The 18,139-nt window shown below is 57.0% G+C and carries 21 protein-coding genes; 5 read left to right on the top strand and 16 right to left on the bottom strand.

Annotation, left to right across the window (positions count from 1 at the left end):
• Nucleotides 1-90 precede the first annotated feature (90 nt).
• The 5 genes from chbR to CK911_RS11270 form a co-directional block, all read right to left on the bottom strand.
• The gene (chbR, locus tag CK911_RS11290; protein WP_075113380.1) at nucleotides 91-918 is read right to left on the bottom strand and encodes a transcriptional regulator ChbR; all 828 of its coding nucleotides are present in this window, start codon (nucleotides 916-918) and stop codon (nucleotides 91-93) included.
• 54 nt (nucleotides 919-972) lie between these two features.
• The gene (gene chbA / locus CK911_RS11285) at nucleotides 973-1,326 is read right to left on the bottom strand and encodes a PTS N,N'-diacetylchitobiose transporter subunit IIA (RefSeq protein WP_098970001.1); all 354 of its coding nucleotides are present in this window, start codon (nucleotides 1,324-1,326) and stop codon (nucleotides 973-975) included.
• Nucleotides 1,327-1,362: 36 nt separating this feature from the next.
• Nucleotides 1,363-2,745, bottom strand: a complete 1,383-nt coding sequence (locus tag CK911_RS11280) for a glycoside hydrolase family 1 protein (RefSeq protein WP_098969999.1) — start codon at nucleotides 2,743-2,745, stop codon at nucleotides 1,363-1,365.
• 68 nt (nucleotides 2,746-2,813) lie between these two features.
• Nucleotides 2,814-4,175 carry a PTS N,N'-diacetylchitobiose transporter subunit IIC gene (chbC, locus tag CK911_RS11275; protein WP_098969997.1) on the bottom strand — a complete coding sequence of 454 codons (1,362 nt, stop codon included), beginning with the start codon at nucleotides 4,173-4,175 and terminating at the stop codon, nucleotides 2,814-2,816.
• Nucleotides 4,176-4,190: 15 nt separating this feature from the next.
• Nucleotides 4,191-4,508 carry a PTS sugar transporter subunit IIB gene (locus tag CK911_RS11270; protein ID WP_075113377.1) on the bottom strand — a complete coding sequence of 106 codons (318 nt, stop codon included), beginning with the start codon at nucleotides 4,506-4,508 and terminating at the stop codon, nucleotides 4,191-4,193.
• Nucleotides 4,509-5,310: 802 nt separating this feature from the next.
• Here CK911_RS11270 and CK911_RS11265 point away from each other — a divergent pair.
• Genes CK911_RS11265 through CK911_RS11245 form a run of 5 tightly spaced genes read left to right on the top strand, consistent with a single transcriptional unit; the run spans nucleotide 5,311 to nucleotide 9,759 of the window.
• Nucleotides 5,311-6,645 (top strand): PTS sugar transporter subunit IIC, encoded by a 1,335-nt coding sequence (locus CK911_RS11265; RefSeq protein WP_098969995.1) that lies wholly within the window; start codon nucleotides 5,311-5,313, stop codon nucleotides 6,643-6,645.
• Nucleotides 6,638-7,615, top strand: coding sequence for a N(4)-(beta-N-acetylglucosaminyl)-L-asparaginase (locus CK911_RS11260; RefSeq protein ID WP_098969993.1), 978 nt, complete (start codon nucleotides 6,638-6,640; stop codon nucleotides 7,613-7,615). The genes CK911_RS11265 and CK911_RS11260 overlap by 8 nt, the downstream gene beginning before the upstream one ends.
• Nucleotides 7,608-9,083, top strand: coding sequence for a M17 family metallopeptidase (locus CK911_RS11255; RefSeq protein ID WP_098969990.1), 1,476 nt, complete (start codon nucleotides 7,608-7,610; stop codon nucleotides 9,081-9,083). The genes CK911_RS11260 and CK911_RS11255 overlap by 8 nt, the downstream gene beginning before the upstream one ends.
• A 16-nt stretch (nucleotides 9,084-9,099) precedes the next feature.
• Nucleotides 9,100-9,402 (top strand): PTS sugar transporter subunit IIB, encoded by a 303-nt coding sequence (locus CK911_RS11250; RefSeq protein ID WP_075113450.1) that lies wholly within the window; start codon nucleotides 9,100-9,102, stop codon nucleotides 9,400-9,402.
• A 9-nt stretch (nucleotides 9,403-9,411) separates the two neighbouring features.
• Nucleotides 9,412-9,759 (top strand): PTS lactose/cellobiose transporter subunit IIA, encoded by a 348-nt coding sequence (locus CK911_RS11245; protein WP_098969988.1) that lies wholly within the window; start codon nucleotides 9,412-9,414, stop codon nucleotides 9,757-9,759.
• A 106-nt stretch (nucleotides 9,760-9,865) separates the two neighbouring features.
• Here the strand turns inward: CK911_RS11245 and CK911_RS11240 are convergent, their stop codons facing one another.
• The 11 genes from CK911_RS11240 to exeF all read right to left on the bottom strand — a co-directional run bounded on the left by CK911_RS11240 (nucleotide 9,866) and on the right by exeF (nucleotide 18,138).
• Nucleotides 9,866-10,705: a helix-turn-helix domain-containing protein gene (locus tag CK911_RS11240; protein ID WP_098969986.1), complete on the bottom strand. Its 840-nt coding sequence runs from the start codon at nucleotides 10,703-10,705 to the stop codon at nucleotides 9,866-9,868.
• Between the two features lie 327 nt (nucleotides 10,706-11,032).
• Nucleotides 11,033-11,800, bottom strand: coding sequence for a GspN family type II secretion system protein ExeN (exeN, locus tag CK911_RS11235; protein ID WP_098969984.1), 768 nt, complete (start codon nucleotides 11,798-11,800; stop codon nucleotides 11,033-11,035).
• On the bottom strand, nucleotides 11,797-12,288 hold the full coding sequence (gene exeM / locus CK911_RS11230; RefSeq protein WP_098969982.1) for a GspM family type II secretion system protein ExeM: 492 nt from the start codon (nucleotides 12,286-12,288) through the stop codon (nucleotides 11,797-11,799). Before exeM ends, exeN begins: the two co-directional genes overlap by 4 nt.
• Nucleotides 12,285-13,469, bottom strand: a complete 1,185-nt coding sequence (gene exeL / locus CK911_RS11225) for a GspL family type II secretion system protein ExeL (RefSeq protein WP_098969980.1) — start codon at nucleotides 13,467-13,469, stop codon at nucleotides 12,285-12,287. The genes exeM and exeL overlap by 4 nt, the downstream gene beginning before the upstream one ends.
• Nucleotides 13,470-13,580: 111 nt before the next feature.
• The gene (exeK, locus tag CK911_RS11220) at nucleotides 13,581-14,588 is read right to left on the bottom strand and encodes a GspK family T2SS minor pseudopilin variant ExeK (protein WP_083220973.1); all 1,008 of its coding nucleotides are present in this window, start codon (nucleotides 14,586-14,588) and stop codon (nucleotides 13,581-13,583) included.
• Complete coding sequence (gene exeJ, locus CK911_RS11215) at nucleotides 14,578-15,237, bottom strand: GspJ family T2SS minor pseudopilin variant ExeJ (protein WP_098969977.1); 660 nt, start codon at nucleotides 15,235-15,237, stop codon at nucleotides 14,578-14,580. Before exeJ ends, exeK begins: the two co-directional genes overlap by 11 nt.
• Nucleotides 15,234-15,593, bottom strand: coding sequence for a GspI family T2SS minor pseudopilin variant ExeI (gene exeI / locus CK911_RS11210; protein WP_098969975.1), 360 nt, complete (start codon nucleotides 15,591-15,593; stop codon nucleotides 15,234-15,236). The genes exeJ and exeI overlap by 4 nt, the downstream gene beginning before the upstream one ends.
• 82 nt (nucleotides 15,594-15,675) lie before the next feature.
• Nucleotides 15,676-16,236, bottom strand: a complete 561-nt coding sequence (gene exeH, locus CK911_RS11205; RefSeq protein ID WP_098969974.1) for a GspH family T2SS minor pseudopilin variant ExeH — start codon at nucleotides 16,234-16,236, stop codon at nucleotides 15,676-15,678.
• Nucleotides 16,233-16,358: a type II secretion system protein gene (locus tag CK911_RS21590; protein WP_301337394.1), complete on the bottom strand. Its 126-nt coding sequence runs from the start codon at nucleotides 16,356-16,358 to the stop codon at nucleotides 16,233-16,235. The genes exeH and CK911_RS21590 overlap by 4 nt, the downstream gene beginning before the upstream one ends.
• A 38-nt stretch (nucleotides 16,359-16,396) precedes the next feature.
• Nucleotides 16,397-16,828 (bottom strand): GspG family T2SS major pseudopilin variant ExeG, encoded by a 432-nt coding sequence (gene exeG, locus CK911_RS11200; RefSeq protein WP_042020172.1) that lies wholly within the window; start codon nucleotides 16,826-16,828, stop codon nucleotides 16,397-16,399.
• Between the two features lie 89 nt (nucleotides 16,829-16,917).
• Nucleotides 16,918-18,138 (bottom strand): GspF family T2SS innner membrane protein variant ExeF, encoded by a 1,221-nt coding sequence (exeF, locus tag CK911_RS11195; protein WP_068976754.1) that lies wholly within the window; start codon nucleotides 18,136-18,138, stop codon nucleotides 16,918-16,920.
• Nucleotide 18,139: the final 1 nt, after the last annotated feature.

Genomic DNA, 18,139 nt, shown 5'->3' with positions numbered 1-18,139 from the left:
GAGGGGCCGCAGCCGCCTGTGGCAGGGGCTGGTCAGGTTCTGTGCTTTCTATTGCAATCTGTTCTATTTACATGGAGTTCACTGTCGGCATCAGGCCGGGCTTTCAAATTTCGGGTAGAGATATTTGCGGTAACTGCCCGGGGTAAACGAGGTGAGCTTCTTGAAGTTTTTGATAAAGAGGCTGACGTCGTTGTAGCCGGTCTCGAAGGCGATATCGGCCACCGAGTTGTTGGTCACCTCCAGCTGCATCTTGGCGTAGTTGATCCGGATCTCGTTGATGATCTGCATCGGCGTCTTGTTGTAGTAGCGCCGGGTGGCCCGGGTCAGATACTCCTGGCTCTTGCCACAGAGGGAGACCATGTTGGCCAGCGCATCCTCGGCAAAGAGGGGGCGATCGTGCATCCGCTCCACGGTTTCGTGGAGCCAGAGCGGCAGATCGTCGCTGGCGGAGGTGTCCTTGTAGTGACGCAGCCGGTTCATCACGGCGTAGGTCACTACTTCGAGAAATTCGGTCAGCGCCTCTTCCCGAAAGCCCGGCGAGACCAGCACCGACTCGATGTAGCTGAGGAACTCGCTCTTGAGCGCATAGGCCTGAGAGGCGACGAAGTGCTCCGGCAGCAGGTATTTGAAGTGCTCGTCGAAATAGGTGCGGGTGATCCCGACGTTGAAGATGCGGGTGGTGCCGAACTCGTAGAAGCTTTGATGGCGGGAGCCGAGCGGAATAAACACCACGTCCCCCCGCTCCAGCAGCACCCGCTTGCCGTTGACCTCCTGATAGTAACGACCGGTCAGTACCAGGGTGAACTCGTAATAGTCGTGCTGGTGCAAACCGGTTCCGCTCACCTGCTTGTTGTAGATGAACATCTGGAACGGTTTGTTGTTAAACAGTTCGGTTTCCCGGATTGTTTTAACGCTCATGAGTCGCTTCCTGATCTGCGGGCCGATGACGGGGCTTAGCGCCCCGTCCGGAGGTCATTTATTCTGCAGCTTTTCGTGCAACTCGATCAGCTCGCTGATCAGCTCACGGGCCAGCATGGAGGTCATCAGGTGATCCTGGGCATGGACCAGTACCAGGGTGACCGGGATCTTGCCTTCGCCCTGATCATCCTCGATCAGCTGGGTCTGCACCAGATGGGCGGCATTGAGTGCCTCGCGGGATTGGGCCATCAGCTGGTGTGCGGCGGCCAGCTCCCCCTCTTTGGCCTTTTTCAGCGCGGTGTAGGCGAGACTGCGGGCCTGCCCGGAGTTGATGATGAGCCCCATCACCACCTCTTCCAGATCGTTGCAGGTGGCGGCCTCTTCAGTGATGTTGTCCAGATCGAACATGTGTCGTTCCTTACGTGAATGCGTTAATTGAAACCGTTAATTAAAACCATGGTTGCGCGCTACCTCGGCAAACCAGTAGCCGCTCTTCTTGATGGTGCGCTGTTGGCTCTCCAGATCGAGGCGGATCAGGCCGTAACGGTTCTTGTAGGCGTTGAGCCACGACCAGTTATCGATAAAGGTCCACAGGTGGTAGCCGCGGCAGGCGCTGCCCTCTTCCAGTGCGCGATGCAGCCACTCGAGGTGTTCGCGAATGAACTGGATGCGGTAGTCATCCTCCACCCGACCCTCGGGGCCGATAAAGCGATCTTCCCCCTCTACCCCCATGCCGTTCTCCGAGATGTAGCAGGGCAGGTTGCCATAGTTGACTCGCAACTCGGTGAGGATGTCGTAGATCCCTTTTTCGTAAATCTCCCAGCCGCGGTGGGGGTTCATCTTGCGACCCGGCATCTTGTAGTAGTCGAACAGGTCGTCAGGGGTGCGTGGCACCCCCTGCCAGGGTTCCTCTTTGGCCTTGATCCGGCGTGGCTGGTAGTAGTTGATGCCGAGGATATCCACTTTACCGGCGGCGAGCAGTGCCTTGTCACCCTCTTCGATCTGCGGCAGCAAGTCATACTGCGCCAGCAGGGCGACCAGCTCGGGGTCATAGCTCCCCTTCATGGCCGGATCGAGGAAGCTCTTGTTGAGCAGCAGATCTGCGATGCGGGAGGCGGCGATATCTGCCGGATCCTGCGAGCGGGGATAGGTCGGGCTCAGGTTGAGGATGATGCCGATCTCGCCATCATGCTGACAGGCGCGATAGGCCTGCACGGCACCGGCATGGGCCAGCGCGGTGTGGTAGGCGACGGTGGCCGCCCGGCCGAAATCGACCACGCAGGGGTAGTGATAGTGGCCAAGATAGCCACACTCGACCGGCACGATCGGTTCGTTGAAGGTGAACCAGTGTTTGACTCGGCCGCCAAACAGGTCGAAGCAGCGGGTGGCGTAGCGCACATAGGCGGCCACCACTTCCCGACTCTCCCAGCCGCCGCGCTCCTGCATGCACATCGGCATGTCGAAGTGGTAGAGGTTGATAAGCGGGGTAATCCCCTCGGCCAGCAGCCGATCGAAGACGGCGTTGTAGAAGCTGACCGCCTCCTGATTGACCTCGCCTACTCCGTCCGGGATCAGCCGTGACCAGGAGATGGAGGTGCGGAAACTGTTGTGTCCAACCTGTTTGAGCAGCTTGATGTCACTCTCGAAGTTGTCATAGAAGGTAGAGGCATCGGTCGGACCGACCCCGTTGTGGAAACGCTGCGGCTCGATGGAGAACCAGTAGTCAAAGATATTGGCGGATTTGCCGCCGCGGTTGGCGGCGCCTTCCATCTGCGGGGCCGAGCTGGCGCTGCCCCACCAGAAGTTATCCGGAAAACGATACTGCATGGGTGATTTCTCCAGGCTGATGGGGGAGGAGTATTGCTCCTCCCTTGCTGTCATTTGAATGGCTGTTATCAGAACTTCAGGGCCAGAGCGATATCCTCTTCGCTCTCCTCTTCTTCATCGATGACGTTCTGCGCCTTGTTGGCAATCAGCACGAAAGGCATATACATCAGGGTGGCGACCCCCAGGTTGAATATCGCCAGACAGAAGGCGGCCACGCTGCCGTTGGTGGTGAAAAAAGCCATCAGGCCGGTTGGCATGGTCCATGGCGCTGTGTTGGTGATGGGCGGGATGATCCCGGCGGAGTAGGCCGCCATGGTGATCCCCATCAGTACCGGGTGCACCAGCAGGAATGGCACCATCAAGACGGGGTTCATGATGACTGGCAAGCCAAACAGGATGGGCTCGTTGATCTGGAACATGCCTGCTGGCAGACCCAGTTTGGCGACCTGACGGTAGTCATCGCGGCGGGAGACCATAAAGATGGCGATGATGAGGCCCAGCGTGGCACCGGTACCGCCGAGGAAGACGAAGGAGTCGCAGATCGGCTTGGCCCAGAAGTGGAACTGATGACCTGCCGCGATGGCTGCGTCAACTGAACCGTAACGGTTGAATAGATCGATGTTTTCGAGTGTGAAGGGGCCCAGTACGCCGGACTCCAGCGCGGTGAGTGCCAACATACCGTGCACACCGAAGAACCAGAGGAAGGAGGAGAAGACCACGTAAATCCAGCCTACCAAGTCACTCATGTTGGACAAAGGTTTGGAAATATTGTCCATGATCAGCTGGTGGAAGTTGGTACCGACGCCGTTCAGCAGATAGGCAATTACCCCCATGATGGAGAGGATGATAAAGCCCGGGATCAGCGCAGAGAAGGAGCGGGAGACCGAGGCCGGTACGCTGTCTGGCAGGGTGATGACCCAGTTGCGACGGACGATAAAAGCAAAGACTTCGGCAACACCAATACCGAGCAACATGCCGGAGATGACATTGGTACCACCCAGCCAGTTGGCGCCAACCGCATAGGCGTCTCCCACGCTGAACGGCGTGACGGTCATAAAGGCTGCCACCGCGAGCAGGCCGGCGGCCAGGGGATCGGCTTTGCGCTCTTCCGCCATCGCCATACCGATAAAGAAGGGGGTCATCAGCGACATGATCCCCATGGTGCCGTTATAGACGTTACCACCAATTCCTTTGAGCCCGTCCAGAATGGCAATGGTGGCGGGATCGAGCCGTATCCCGATGGAGTAGAAGAAGGAACCTTCGCCAAAGCTCAGAAAGACACTATTGATGAGGATAAACATTGCCCCGACCAGAGAGAGGGGCATCATTTTGATAAAGCCGTTCTTGATGGCGTTGACATGAGGCTGTTTACCCATCTTGACGGCGATGGGTAGAACGACCTTTTCCAACGATGCGATGATGTTGCTCACAGGGATCTCCTTAACCTATGCGAGGCTCTTCTTGATGGAGGCGACGGCTGCCTTCAGCACGCCCAGCCCGTCGACCTTGCCGTAGAGCAGGGTGTCGATCACCTCAACCGGCTTGCCCGGCAGCTGTTGCTGGATATCAGGCAGCATGTAGGCGATTTGCGGGCCCAGCAGCACCAGATCGGCATCCTGTCCCTTCTCACCGGCCAGGGTCTCCGGGTAGGCATCGATCAGCACCGGCACATCATATTTTTCCGCCTGCGCCTTCATCTTTGAGACCAGCAGTGACGTGGACATCCCGGCAGAGCAAAACAGGTAGATACGCTTCTTTTCCATAACTCTTCCCTCAACGCTTGAAAACTAAATGAACAGATAGGTCGAGATGCTTGTTTGTCGCTTCAGCAAGACAAATCAATCATCTTCAGTTGACCTCATTGTATCGATCCCTAGTTTTCACCGGGTATTTCGATATTTATATCAATAGTCTTTGGTTGACCATCTGTTTTGCCGTTGCTCACATTTTTGAGGGTGGGGATCAGAGTGAGTACACAAAAAACAGCAGATCCAGATGATGCAACAAAAAAATAAGTTGTTATTTTTCATGTAATTAAAGTTTTTCATGAGATATGGCATTCTACTTTTTATATAAAACACTCATAACTGGCGAGAGATCACATTTTTAGCAATGTGCAACGTGGTTGATATTTTTCTTTTTTGGCTCGGAGGTTCGCTATCAGTAATAAAGTGTGTGCTAATTGACCATTTTATTCGCAGCTGAAGTTGTGGTGACCAAAACCAGCCGCTTCATTGTGATGTGTCGATGGCGCAGAGTTTCACTTCATGCCACTTCAAACTGGGTGGTGATGAGGTCGGGGCGGGGCGTCCTCCTGCATACCCCGCAAGAAGTAACAACACAGATACCCGGTCAACAGACCACTTTCGAGCGACGAGAGCCCACTATTTAGCCCCTTTACTCCTGTATAAGGAGCTCAATAAGTTTTCAGCAATCAAGTGATACTTTGGTGTTGGTGTCGTGATTTAAGTCACGAAAAAAACCGTTTTTATGGATTAGCATAATCACGCATGACACATTGTATCGAATGATTGCTTTATTTTTTTAGTGGCTTGGGGAACGCAGATGAAAAGCGTGGTCGGATTGATAGAAAGCAAATTGATGCCGCTGGCAGGGCGCCTTGCTCAACAGCGTCATCTGGGGGCTATTCGGGATGGCTACATCTCATTTATGCCGTTCATCATCGTTGGTTCGATATTGTTGGTCATCTCATCGTTCCCCAGCGACAGCTACAAAGCCTTCATGGCATCCATCTTTGGTGAACAGTGGGGCACCACGATTGAGATCCCGTTCAATGCCATCTTCTCGACCATGGCACTGTTTATCTCTTATCTGGTGGCCTATCGTCTGGCGGAACGTAATGATATCGATAAGAGTTCTGCCGGGATTCTGTCGCTCTCTTGTTTCCTCATCCTGACACCATTTAGCGTGGATGCGCATGGGGCAGCAGTGATTCCGATGGAGTGGATTGGTTCCAAAGGACTGTTTGTTGCCATGTTGGGGGCCATTGTCTGGACTGAGCTATTCACCTTGTTCCTGCGTCGCAACATAGTGATCAAAATGCCAGAGGGGGTACCACCAGCGGTACAGAAATCATTTGCTGCCCTGATCCCGGCTCTGATCATTCTCTCTATGGCGCTGGCTATCCGGATCTTCTTTGCATCCACCGCATATCACACCATTCATGAATTTATCTATTCCGTTATTGCCATGCCGGTTCGCCATTTTGGTACTTCCTATTTTGGCGCGGTTTTGACGGTGCTCAGCATCAGCTCACTGTGGTCGGTCGGGATTAACTCCGGTTCCATGATTAACGGGATCTTGCGTCCCTTCTGGATGGACAATCAGGCAGAAAACTTGGCAGCGACTCATGCCGGCTTGATGCCCCCGCACGTTGTCACAGAGCAGTTTTACGACATGATCTGGATGGGGGGCTCAGGTGCTACCTTGTCGCTGGTCTTGGCGATGCTGATTTTTGCCCGTAGCCAACATATCAAGAAAATGACCCGATTAGCCGCGGGCTCTTCCATCTTCAATATCAATGAACCCATCCTGTTTGGTCTTCCGGTCATCATGAACCCCATCATGTTGATACCGTTCAATCTGGTGCCTGTCGTACTGGTGACCACCCAGTATGTCGCGATGGCATCGGGTCTGGTTGCAACGACAACCGGGGTTTATATCCCTTGGACACTTCCGGCTGTCATCAGTGGTTTTATTGTCACTGGCCATCTGAGTGGAGCCCTCATCCAGTTATTCAATCTGGTGATTGGCGCCATGATTTATCTGCCTTTCCTCAAGGTTCTGGATCGCCAGTATCAGGCAACAGAGAGCCCAGCAGAGAGTCATGGGGAGCCGTCATATTCACAGCAATCACATAAGAAGGTAAGCAATGGTTAATCATCAATGGGGCATTATCGCCACCTGGCGGATGGCTTACGAAGGTCTGAGTGCAAGTGCCAGACTGCTGGCTGACAACGGCGATGCCCGTTCCGCGGTATTACAAGCAGTCAAGCAGGTAGAGGATTACCCTCTCTACAAGTCAGTCGGGTACGGTGGCCTGCCAAATCAGAATGGTGAAGTTGAGCTGGATGCTGCCTTCATGGATGGCGACTCATTGGCTATGGGGGCTGTAGCTGGGGTACGTAATTTGGCCAACCCGGTTTTGATTGCTGCGGCGCTGAGCGAAGAACGATTCAACAGTTTCATGGTGGGGGGCGGTGCGGAACAGTGGGCTATCCACAAGGGCTTCGAGCAAAAGCAGATGTTGACCGAGCGGGCGATGCAACACTATCGCAAGCGATGCCGAGAAACGCTTGCGCGTGGTCTAAACCCTTACACAGGACATGACACTGTCGGCATCATTACTCTGGATCAAAGTAGCAAGATCTGTGTGGCAACTTCAACCAGTGGGCTTTTCATGAAGCGGCCTGGTCGTGTGGGGGACTCTCCAGTTTCCGGTAGCGGTTTTTATGCTGATAGTACTATGGGGGCCGCGACGGCTACTGGTCTGGGTGAAGATTTAATGAAGGGCTGTATTAGCTACGAGATTGTTCAGCGCATGGGGCGGGGGATGACGCCGCAGATGGCGGCAGAATCTGCAGTTTATGAACTGGAAGCCCGTCTGCTGGCCCGTTATGGGCGAGCCGGAGACCTTTCGGTTGTATGTATGAACCATGAAGGTGAGTTTGGTGCAGCAACCAACATCGACAGCTTTTCTTTTGTTGTTGCAAACCACTCCCTCGCGCCGACGGTTTTTCTGGCTCGGCGTGAAGGCAATCATACCCTCTACAGTGAGGCGGATGAGACTTGGCTGAATGCATATCTTGCCCGTATCAGTGCCCCCGTGGAGGAACCTCATCATGCTTGATGCGTCAGTAGCACTTTGGTCAGCCCACTTACCTGCGACGGCGCATTTGCTGCTGTGGCAGAGCGGGTTACAAAGCTATAGGGATCAACCTGCCTTACAACCCATAGCGGCACTATTGGCTGAATTGAGCTGTCGTCAGAACACCACTGTTGATGTCGGGCTGGCGGGGTTGTGTCAACGTCTCACTTGGCTGGCAGCTGACCATCAGAAGTTGCTGAAATCTGCTGGATTGCGCGAGGTGACCGAGGCATTGATCCGTGCCATACCCGGTGACGGAACCGAGTGTATTGCCCTCGACATCACCCCCTTTTCGCTGGAAAACCCGGCGCAACGGGCTGCGTTGCGCCACTGCATCGTCACGTTGCAAAACCAGTTCTACCAACTGCCTCTGCTCGGTTATCGATCTGTCCCCAGCCATGCAGAGCCGGCACTGCGGCTACTGGCAGCACCAGAGCAGTATCCATTGGCCGAGGCGCTGTTGAAGGAGTCTTGTGCCATCAGCTGCGGGATGCGACTTGCCCGGCGCATGGCTGATCGGCCAAGCCAAGATTGTACGCCTGTGAGTGTTGCCGATGAATTAGCGAGCTATGCCGCGCAACATGACGAGGTCAGCTGTGAAATTCTCGACGAGGAGGCTATCCGTACCTTGGGATTGGGTGCATTGCACGCGGTTGGCAAAGGGAGCTTGAATCCGCCCCGGTTGGTCTTGCTGCGTTATCGGGGGGGCGGTGATGCCCAACCTTACGCGATAGTGGGCAAGGGGATCACCTTTGATAGCGGTGGCCTCTGGCTCAAAGAGGGCGAGGGTATGCGTACCATGAAGTACGATATGTGCGGTGCGGCCGTGGTGTTCGGACTTATTGATACTGTGCGACGGTTGAAGCTGCCGCTCAATCTGGATGCTGTACTGGTATTGGCTGAAAATATGCCAACGGATCGAGCCATGCGGCCCGGCGATGTGGTCACAACCTATGCTGGCCACACTGTCGAGATCATCAACACCGATGCCGAGGGGCGGCTGGTATTGGCGGATGGAATCGCCTTTGCGGATCGTCAGCTATCTCCTCGTTGCATTATCGATGTGGCAACGCTCACTGGCGCCGTCGTCAAGGCGCTGGGTTATGACATGAGTGGCTTGATGAGCAATGACCCTGCGTTGGGTTCGGCCCTGACCCTGGCTGCTGAGTCGAGTCGAGACCGACTATGGGCGCTGCCGTTTGACGACAGTTTTGAACCGCAAATCAAGAGCTACATTGCAGATTTCACCAATACGCCCCCTAACAACGCAGCTATTGCTGTTTCTGCTGGCTATTTTCTGAGTAAATTCTGTGGCAACCGTCCGTGGGCTCATCTGGATGTGAGTGGTACCGCCCTGCGCCGTGGTGACTATACCCAGGCCAGTGGTCGTCCTATCCCCTTGTTGACGGAATTTCTAATCCAGCAAATCGCTCCCGCCATGAATGGGTGAGCCGAAGGAGTTAATAATGAAAAAGATCTTATTGGTATGTGATATGGGCATGTCTACCAGTCTGGTAGTAAAAAAAATGCAGGATGTAGCGGCTCGCCGTCAACTTGAGATCGACATTCAGGCCAAAGGTATGCAGGAGTTCAAAGAAGCCATACAGTCGTTTGACTGTGCACTGCTGGGCCCGCAAATTAGCTATAAATTGGCAGCTTGCAAGGAACAAGCCGCTCAATATGGTAAAAAAGTCGAGTCTATCAATATGATGCACTACGGGATGCTGGATGGGGAAAAGATCCTCGACCATGCGTTGACGCTGATCTAAGGAGCAATCATGGAGCTAGAAGAACAGGTCATGACCCTGATTGTCAGTGCAGGTAGTTGCCGCAGCATGTTGATGGAGGCCATGAGGCATTCACGTAATGGGGAATTTGAACAAGCTGAGCAGTTGGTCGAGCAGGCTCGTTGTGCACTCCATGCCGCACATGCGGTGCAAACGCAATTGATTGAAGCTGATGCTGGAGAGGGAAAATTGCCAGTCCAGATCGTGATGGTACACGCTCAGGATCATGTGATGAATGCGGTCTTGCTGATGGATCTGACCCAAGAGATGATTGCGATCCATCGTCGTTTACCGCCTGTAGCGACAAGCCGCAGCCAATCAGCGGCAATGGCCTGCTAAGGCATTTCTGTTGTCAGGCCGAAGGTTAAAAGAGGGAGGCGTTATGCTTCCCTCTTCTCATTGCCGACTACATCAAGCTCGAACAGTTTGTGCTTGGAAGTCAACGTTAGCATTTTTGCTGCAATTGGCGGATGTAGGCGCTAGGTGTAAGGCTTTTCAAGCGAGTACGTAATACCCTGTGGTTGAGGATATCTTCGTACTCAAGTAACACTGCGCCTAGATTAAGGCGTTTGTCAAAACGCTCCCCAGCCAGAATGTCTGCCAGTGAGTTAGACAATGTTGTCGAGCCGATCAGCTCATTTGATACCGGCAGAGGGGTGGGGGTGACTTGTTTACATAGTCGGCTTGCCATTGCCTGCACTTCGGGGAGTAGACAGGTCACCTCAATGCTCTTGAGCGCGTAGGGCAGCCCTTCTTGCAGATAATTGGCAAAGCCATTCAGGGTCTGTTCCTGCTCTTCCGGAGCGCAGAGGGCAAATGAGATATGGCCGGTAAATTGCTCCGTGAGCATCAGTAGCAAAGGCTGACTAGCTGCTAGCCCAGCCGGGAGATAGACAGCATCCAGCCACATTCGACCTAATTCAGATGCTGGGTCAGGCTTTTTTAACCGGTCTTGTTGATGTTTCTGCAGGCAGCGACTTAAGCCTGCCCGTGAGACATCGGCGCGGATCAGTAAACGTGTGACTTCAAGCAGCTCATCGAGAGATAGGTGTAACCGATGGCGGAGAAACAACACCAGCCATTCTTGCTCCGGTTGCAGCTTGCGATGGATAGTGCGCGGTCTATGGGATTTGTCATAGCAATCATCACGATTGCGCCAGCGTCTCACTGTATCAATCGAGATGCTCAGTTCTTCGGCAAGAGCGGCATCGGATTTGGTTGAGGTCTGGATATATTTGCGGGTCCGGGGCGTAGTGGTTGCGTTTTGGTGCAGCTTTATTTCCATCTTGTGTACTCTTGGGCTAACCGTGCGGGCCGGGCGAAAAGGGTAGTGATTATATCGTAATAAACAGTACCTGGCATATTGGCTACGGAATGGATGGTGCAGCTGCTCATAGCTTGGATATAAAAATCAATAACTGGCAGCTCTGACTCGATAAATAATGCAACCTGATTGATGTTCGGCTTTCTCGTGATGTGACGGTTGTGCTGATGGGGGAAAGTAGGGCAATCACAAGCGTGGGCGGTGAGTGAGCGAGGGCAATAAGAGGAGAGGACACAAAAGGGTAAAAAAGCCGACCCCGGAGTGGCTCCGGGGTCGGTGGGGAGGGCGTTAGATCCGGCCCTGATAGCGTAGGGGGAAGCGGCCCTGACTGTCGGGCTGGCCGAGGAAGGGGAGCCCCTGCTGCATCTGCTCTGGCAGCTCGGGCCCAGGCTTGAGGGTGCCCTGGAACAGATACTGGCCATTGGGTTGCAGCTCGAGGCGACCAATGGTCTGTACGGCATCGGATCCCTGCTTGAGTTCGGCCACCAGTTTGGAGTCGAGGCAGGTGAGTTTCACCTCGGGGTCTGCCAGATCCAGTTTGCCCGCCGGGGTATCGGCGCTGGCGTTATACCAGTCGAGGTTGCCGTAGAGGTTGTCGCACCAGGGATTGCCCTGGGCAAATTGATCCACTTTGAGTTGCAGCTGGCCGGTGACGGTGATCGGGATCGGCAGGCGCATCGGCACCCGGCTCAGCAACCAGGGGGCGGGGGCGTTGAGGGTCAGATCCCGGCCAAAGGCGGCGCCATTCCAGCCGACAACGCCCTGACCGTTGAGCCCGTTGCGATCGCCAAAGCGAAGGGTCACTTCGGGGGCGAGGCGCAGCAGCGACCAACCGTTGAGATCCCAGCGTAGCTGGTTCACCGATTCGCTGGCATATTGCAGCCGGGCTGCCTGGCCGTTCCAGAGGGTGCCGCTCACCCCTTCCAGTTTCAGCAGGTTGGCGACATTAGCGGGCAGCGGCAGATATCGCGCCACCAGTGCCGCAGGCAGGGTGGCCAGCAGAAACACCAAATAGGCCGCCAGAAAGAAGCTGGCAATCAGGATGCGTTTTTTCATTGGGGACGACTCAGCTGCAAACGTCTGACCTTGACCAGACCGGGGGCCAGCCCCTCGCGGGCGATCTCGATGATTTGGACCTGAATGCCGTGTTGCTCCACCAGCGTCGCGAGCCACAGCAGCAAGTCATCGAACGGGACAGTGTCGATCCACACTTGTAGCTCCTGTGCCTGTGGTTGCAGCCGGGCAATCTTGATCTTGTGGTTGAAGGCGGTGCGGTTGACCACCCCTTCCAGGGTGCCGCTGGTGTCGATCTGGCGCCCCGCGCCACCTTGCATGGCCAGCACCTCTTCACCCTTCTCCTTGAGCCAGGCCAGGGTCTGCTGCTGGTTCTGCACCTGCCGCTCCCGCTCCGCGATGCGGTTGGCGATGGGCTGCCAGATGCTCCAGTAGCAGAGGCCGACCAGCAGCAGGGCACCGCCCACAACCACCAACCGCTGTTCCCGTGCGCTGATGCCCTGCCACCAGCCCTGCAATTTTTCCATCATGATGATTTACCTTTGAGCACCAGTGAACCCTCTACCTTGCCCTCGGTGCTGCGCACCTCGCCCTGCTGTACCTCGAATTGCTTGCCTGCCAGCTCGCGGAACCGCTCGATCTCGGCAAAGCCGGGGGCGGTGACCTGTAGCCGCAGCTCGCGGCGACTGGCATCAAAGCGCATCACCTGCGGTTTCAGGCCAGGCACTTCGGCAAAGGTGGGGGCCAGTTCGGTCAGCATCAGCAGCACGCCGTTTTGCGGTGTTTGCCCCATCAACTTGAGGTGCTGGGTCATCTGACTGCGCACGTTGACGATGCGGTTCTCGCCCGGAAAGATGCGGGTATAGACGGCACGGATCTCCGTTTTCAGCGCCTTGTCCTGTTCGGTGAGCTGATAGAGCTGCACCCCGCGCTGGCCGAGGGCCACCAGCAGCAACAGGCCAGCGGTGATGGCCACCTTGCGCCACTGCAACCAGTAGCGGGCATATTCGGTCTGTGGCCGGTAGGGGCCAGTGAGCAGGTTGGCGCGGCAGCTGAGTGCTCCCTTGGCCAGCAGCAGCATCGGCAGTTCGGGCTCTGCCGCCTGCCAGTTGGCGGCGGCAATGGTGGGTAGCGGGGTGTGGCTGTGGATGGTGACCGGTTCGGCTTCGGTTGCCAGCAACATGGCCAGCAGCGGTTCGTCGGCGACGATCCCCTGACAGGGGCCCTGACGCACCAGCCATTCGCTGCCGAGCTGCAGGGCAGACCAGCCATCAGCGGCCGGTGGCAGCGCCAGCACATCGGGCAGCAGTTGCAGGCTCTTGATGCCGGCAGCCTCGAGCCAGCCGAGCCACTCATTCATCTTTTGCTGATCCACCGCCATCAGATCGACTTGTGGGCCGTCATTGGCCAGCACTACCAGATGCAGGGTTTCCACATCGGAGGCGATCTGATCTTCCAGCAGGTAGGGGAGGGCCGCCGCCGACTGGTTGTTGTAACGGCCCGGCAGGGTAACACGCCGGAACACCAGATCGCTGCCAGGCACTAGCGTGACCACGGGGCGGCCACCGGCCCGCTCTTGCAGCTCTGTCAGTGCATCGGCCGAGGGCAGGGTGCCGGAGGCGATGATCTCCTGCTCCTGACCTGACCAGACCAGCCAGGCCACGGGTTGTTGTTTATTGGTCCCCAGTCGGATGACCAGACTTTCGCTCACGCATCTCTCTCCTGCGATACTGTTCGGCCTCAAGGGGACGATCAGTGCGCAGCCCGCAGGCTGCAGCCAAAACCTCTTGTACCCGCGACCAGATGCCCGCGGATACGCTGTTTATTCGGCGCCACCATTGAGGCGGCGCAGCATCACCAATTTGTTGTCCTTGCCCCGCTGGAACAGGGTTTCGAGCCAGGCCCGGTTATCGCCCACTTCAGCGACCATACGGGCTTCGAAGAAGTCGCTTTTGACTACCAGCGCCTCTTTCAACCCTTTGACCGAGTCGGCCGAGGTGAGTTGATCCGTCATCAGCTTGGGCTCTTTCCACCCCTTGGTCGGGCGCTCGGTCAGCACCCGTTTGGCGTCATTCAACTCAATCTTGCCCAGATAGAGGGCGACCAGTAACTCGGGGCGCTCGGGGGCCAGGGTATTGATATTGATCTTCAACTTGTCGTTTGGCAGGGCGCAGACGTAGGGGGCCAGTTTGGCATAGACCCTGGCCGTTACTCCGCGTACTGCCCGCAGCTCGTCCTTGCCCAGCATCAACTGGTTGGCGGTCAGATAGGGAGGCTTGAGCCCCTCGTAGTAGGCATCTTCGGCGCCAAGGCTCGAGACCAGCGCGGTATCCTTGTCGGTCCAGTCACGAATGGCATCGGTGAGCTGGGCCGCCTCATACTCCTCCATCGCCAGCTGTTTGAGCAGCTCGCGAAACACCTGTACCGGATAGGGTTGTTGCTCCAGCTCCTCGCCACTGCTGCCCTCCTTGGGGGGCAAGCTCAGGCTGTTGAGATTGAAGCAGGATTGCAGGTCGGTTACCTCACCCCGCAGCTGGCCATCATCTACCGGAAACACCGTATTCTTGCGGGCCCAGTTTTGACTGAGATTGACCACTTCCGGGTTATCTTTGAAATCCTGCGCCAGCACCTTGCTCACCAGCGCTTCCGCCGACAGGGCATACCACCAGGCCTGTTTGCCGGTGGTAATGTTGGCGGTGCGGCGCAGCTCCAGCTGCAGGCGACCACTCATGTTGCTGGCGATGATCACCATAATCGAGAGGATCAGCAGCACCACCAGCAGGGCCATGCCACCCTGGCGGCGGGGTGGTGAGGGGCGCTTAGTTCGCATTTTCGACTCGCTGGCCACCGGCCCCAATCAGGAATTGACGGCGAATGGTGCCGTAATCTTCCAGATCCAGCTCCACCGCCAGCCCGTAGGGCAGCACGCTGCGCTGGGTCCACCCTTCTTTCCAGTTGCCCTTGTCGTAGAAATAGAGGCGAAACGCCGTGACGCCGGTCAACACCTGCTGGATCCGTGGCTCGTTGCCGATCACCGGATCCGGATAGAGATCGCTGAGCCGCTCCAGCTTCTGATCTTTGAGGCGCCAGCCAACCCGCTGCAGATGAGAGCGGGGCAACATGCCATCGGGGTTGAGCCAGCCGCTGCGCATAAAGGCCATGCCCCAGTCATCGCTCTGCTGGCCGAAACGGGACGCCGCCAGCAGCACTTTGCTGTTCTCCCCCTCGATGCGACCACTGCGCGGCACCATCTGGGTGACATCTCGCTCCAGCAGGGTGAAGGCGAGCTGCAATTCATTGAGGCGAGCCTCCTTGCGTTTGGCCACCTCATCGCTGGTGAGCACACCCTGCAGCACTTGATAGGCACCCATGCTGAGGCTGGCGAAGATGGCGATCGCCACCAGCATCTCGAGCAGGGTAAAACCGCCCTGACGAGCTGGCCGGACGTGGTGAGTCGTGCGGATAGGGTGTTGAATCATCGGCTGATATAGGTCCGCATCATGGCCACCGGGCTGTCGGCTTTGGCCTCGGTGCGCACTTCCATATCGAGGGCACGAAAATTATTGTCATTGGTGGCCACGCCACGATAGCGCCAGTACCAGGTAGTGCCTGCCATCTGCTCGTCCCCTTCGACCCAGCTACTGCGGGGCCACTTGTTCTCGAGTTTTTGCTGTACCAGCTGGTTCTCCACCACCCAGCTGGCCAGGGTCTTCTGCTCCAGATAGTTGAGTGCAGAGAGGTGCTCGCTGGCGGTTTTCATCACCGCCAGACCGGCGATGGCAAAGATCGCCAGCGCCACCATCGCTTCGAGTAACGTCATGCCACGGGCGTTCATAGCGCCACCCGTTGGGCGTGTTGTTGGCACATAGGTGGCGCCACCATCACACCTTTCTCAAACAAGGTCATGCCACGGGCGTTCACTCGGACACCTCTTCATCTTCATCACCGGTGAGCAGGGTCAGGCGACCGAACTCGTCCCCCTTGACGATGCGGGTGTAGCGCACGTCGTCATCCTGCTGGGTGAAGGTGAGTACAAACGGGCTCAGCTCGCCGCCCGGGAAGACCAGCAGTTGCGGTGTACGCTCTTTCTCGTCACGCTTCTGTTCGGTTTTTTCATCGGGGTTCGGTTGCCAGCCAAAGCCTTCCAGCTCCAGCGCCAGCACCATATTTTCGGGCAGTTGCACCGGACCGAGTTGCTTGTCGCCGGTCAGGGCCAGCCACTTGCGATCCTTGGCCTGACGCTGCATGAATTGCCAGCCGTTATCCTCGATGCGAATGCCCACCAGCCGACCATCCATCACCGCATACTCCTGCGCCAGCTGCAGGGTCGCCATCAGTCGGCGCGCCTGCTTGTCCAGCTCCCGATCCCCTCTGGCACCCCCCATGCTGAGGGTGACAGCGGTAGCTACCAGCCCCATCAGCATGGCGACCAGCAGTACCTCCAGCAGGGTAAAACCAGTTTGGCGAGAATGCTTCATCGCGCAGCTCCTGGCCGCGTTGTGGCGATATAGCGCCACCCCGCCAGCATGGCGGCACTACGCAACAGCACCTCCAGTAGGGTAAAGCCGGATTGGCGACGAGAGGAGAGAGACCGATTCATGCAGTCAGCTCACAAGGAGTACGGTGGTGGCAAATCACTTATTGGAAATCCTTCAGGTTCCAGTTACCGATGTCGTCATCGGTACCTGCTTCACCATCCAGACCCATGGAGAAGATGTCGAGCTTGCCAAACTGGCCCGGGCTCAGCAGCTGGTACTGGTTGCCCCAGGGGTCTTGCGGCAGGCGCTTGATGTAGCCGCCATCGCGGTAGCTGCGCGGCGCCGGATCGATGGAAGGCTTGGTTACCAATGCGTCCAGCCCCTGTTCGGTGGTCGGGTAGCGGTTGTTGTCCAGCTTGTACATGTCGAGGGCGTTTTCCAGCGCCACGATATCGGATACCGCTTTCTGCTGGTCTGCCTTCTCCTTGTTGCCCATCAGGTTGGGCACCACCAGACTGGCCAGAATGCCGAGGATCACGATGACCACCATGACTTCCAGCAGGGTAAAACCGGATTGACGACGTTTGTTCATGAGTTGCTCCGTAACGAATGAGATGGGATGGCCCATCAGAGATTGATCAATGGGTGGGGTCGACAGGTTCCCTGTCGAACGCCGGAAAATTACATATTCACCATGTTGTTGAGCTCGAGGATCGGCTGCAGGATCGACATCACGATAAACAGCACCACGCCGGCCATGGAGACCACCAACAGCGGCTCGAACACCCCGAGGGCGATGTTGACCTGGGATTCAAACTCCCGATCCTGGTTGTCCGCCGCCCGTTCCAGCATGCTGTCGAGCTCGCCACTCTGCTCGCCCGACGCGATCATGTGCAGCATCATGGGTGGAAAAATTTTGGTCTCGGTCAGCGCCTTGCGCAGGCTGGTACCTTCGCGCACCCGCTCTGCCGCCTCACCAATACGGGTGCGGGCAAAGTCGTTGGAGAGCACTTCGCCGGAGATCTTCATCCCCTCCAGCAATGGCACCGCACTGGCGTTGAGAATGCTCAAGGTGCGGGCGAAACGGGCGGTGTTGAGACCGCGGCTGACCCGACCAATCACTGGCAGGCCAAGGATCACCTGATGCCAGTGGCGGCGGCGTTTCTCATCGGTCAGCCACCAGCGCCAGACAAAGCTGCCGAGGAAGATCAGCAGCAGGAACCACAGGCCATAGTGCTGCATCAGTTCGCTGGTGCCGATGAGAAAGCGGGTGGTAGCCGGCAGTTGCTGACCCATGTGTTCAAACTGGGCCACTACCTTGGGCACCACGGCGGTGAGCAGGATCGAGATCACCCCGACCGCCACGCAGGTGAGCACGATCGGGTAGATCATCGCCTGCAGCAGCTTGGTGCGCATGTGCTGGCGTTGCTCGGTGTAGTCGGCGAGCCGGTTGAGCACTTTTTCCAGATGGCCCGATTTTTCACCGGCCGCCACCATAGAGCGAAACAGCTGGTCGAATACGTGGGGGAAGGCCCCCAGCGAGTCGGCCAGCGAATAGCCTTCCACTACCTTGCTGCGCACCGTGGCCACCAGACTGCGCAGGTGAGCCTTCTCGCACTGCTCTGCGACCGCTCGCAGCGCCTCTTCGATGGTGAGACCGGCACCGACCAGGGTCGCCAGCTGGCGGGTGATCAGGGCCAGCTCGGCGGTGCTGGCACCACGCCGGAACAGGGCAAAACGGGTCGCCTCCCGCTTCGCCTTCTCGGTGGTTTCGTTCACTTCAAGGGGGGTGAGCCCTTGCTCACGCAGCAGCTGGCGTACCTGACGGGCCGAGTCGCCCTCCATCACGCCGCTCTTGCTGCGCCCCTTGTTGTCGAGGGCCTTATATTCGAATGCCGCCATC

Origin of the sequence: Aeromonas sp. CU5, from assembly GCF_002586745.1 — a bacterium.
GTDB lineage: Bacteria > Pseudomonadota > Gammaproteobacteria > Enterobacterales > Aeromonadaceae > Aeromonas > Aeromonas sobria.
Note: the sequence above shows the minus strand (reverse complement) of the source record. Positions and strands in the feature narration are given on the sequence as shown.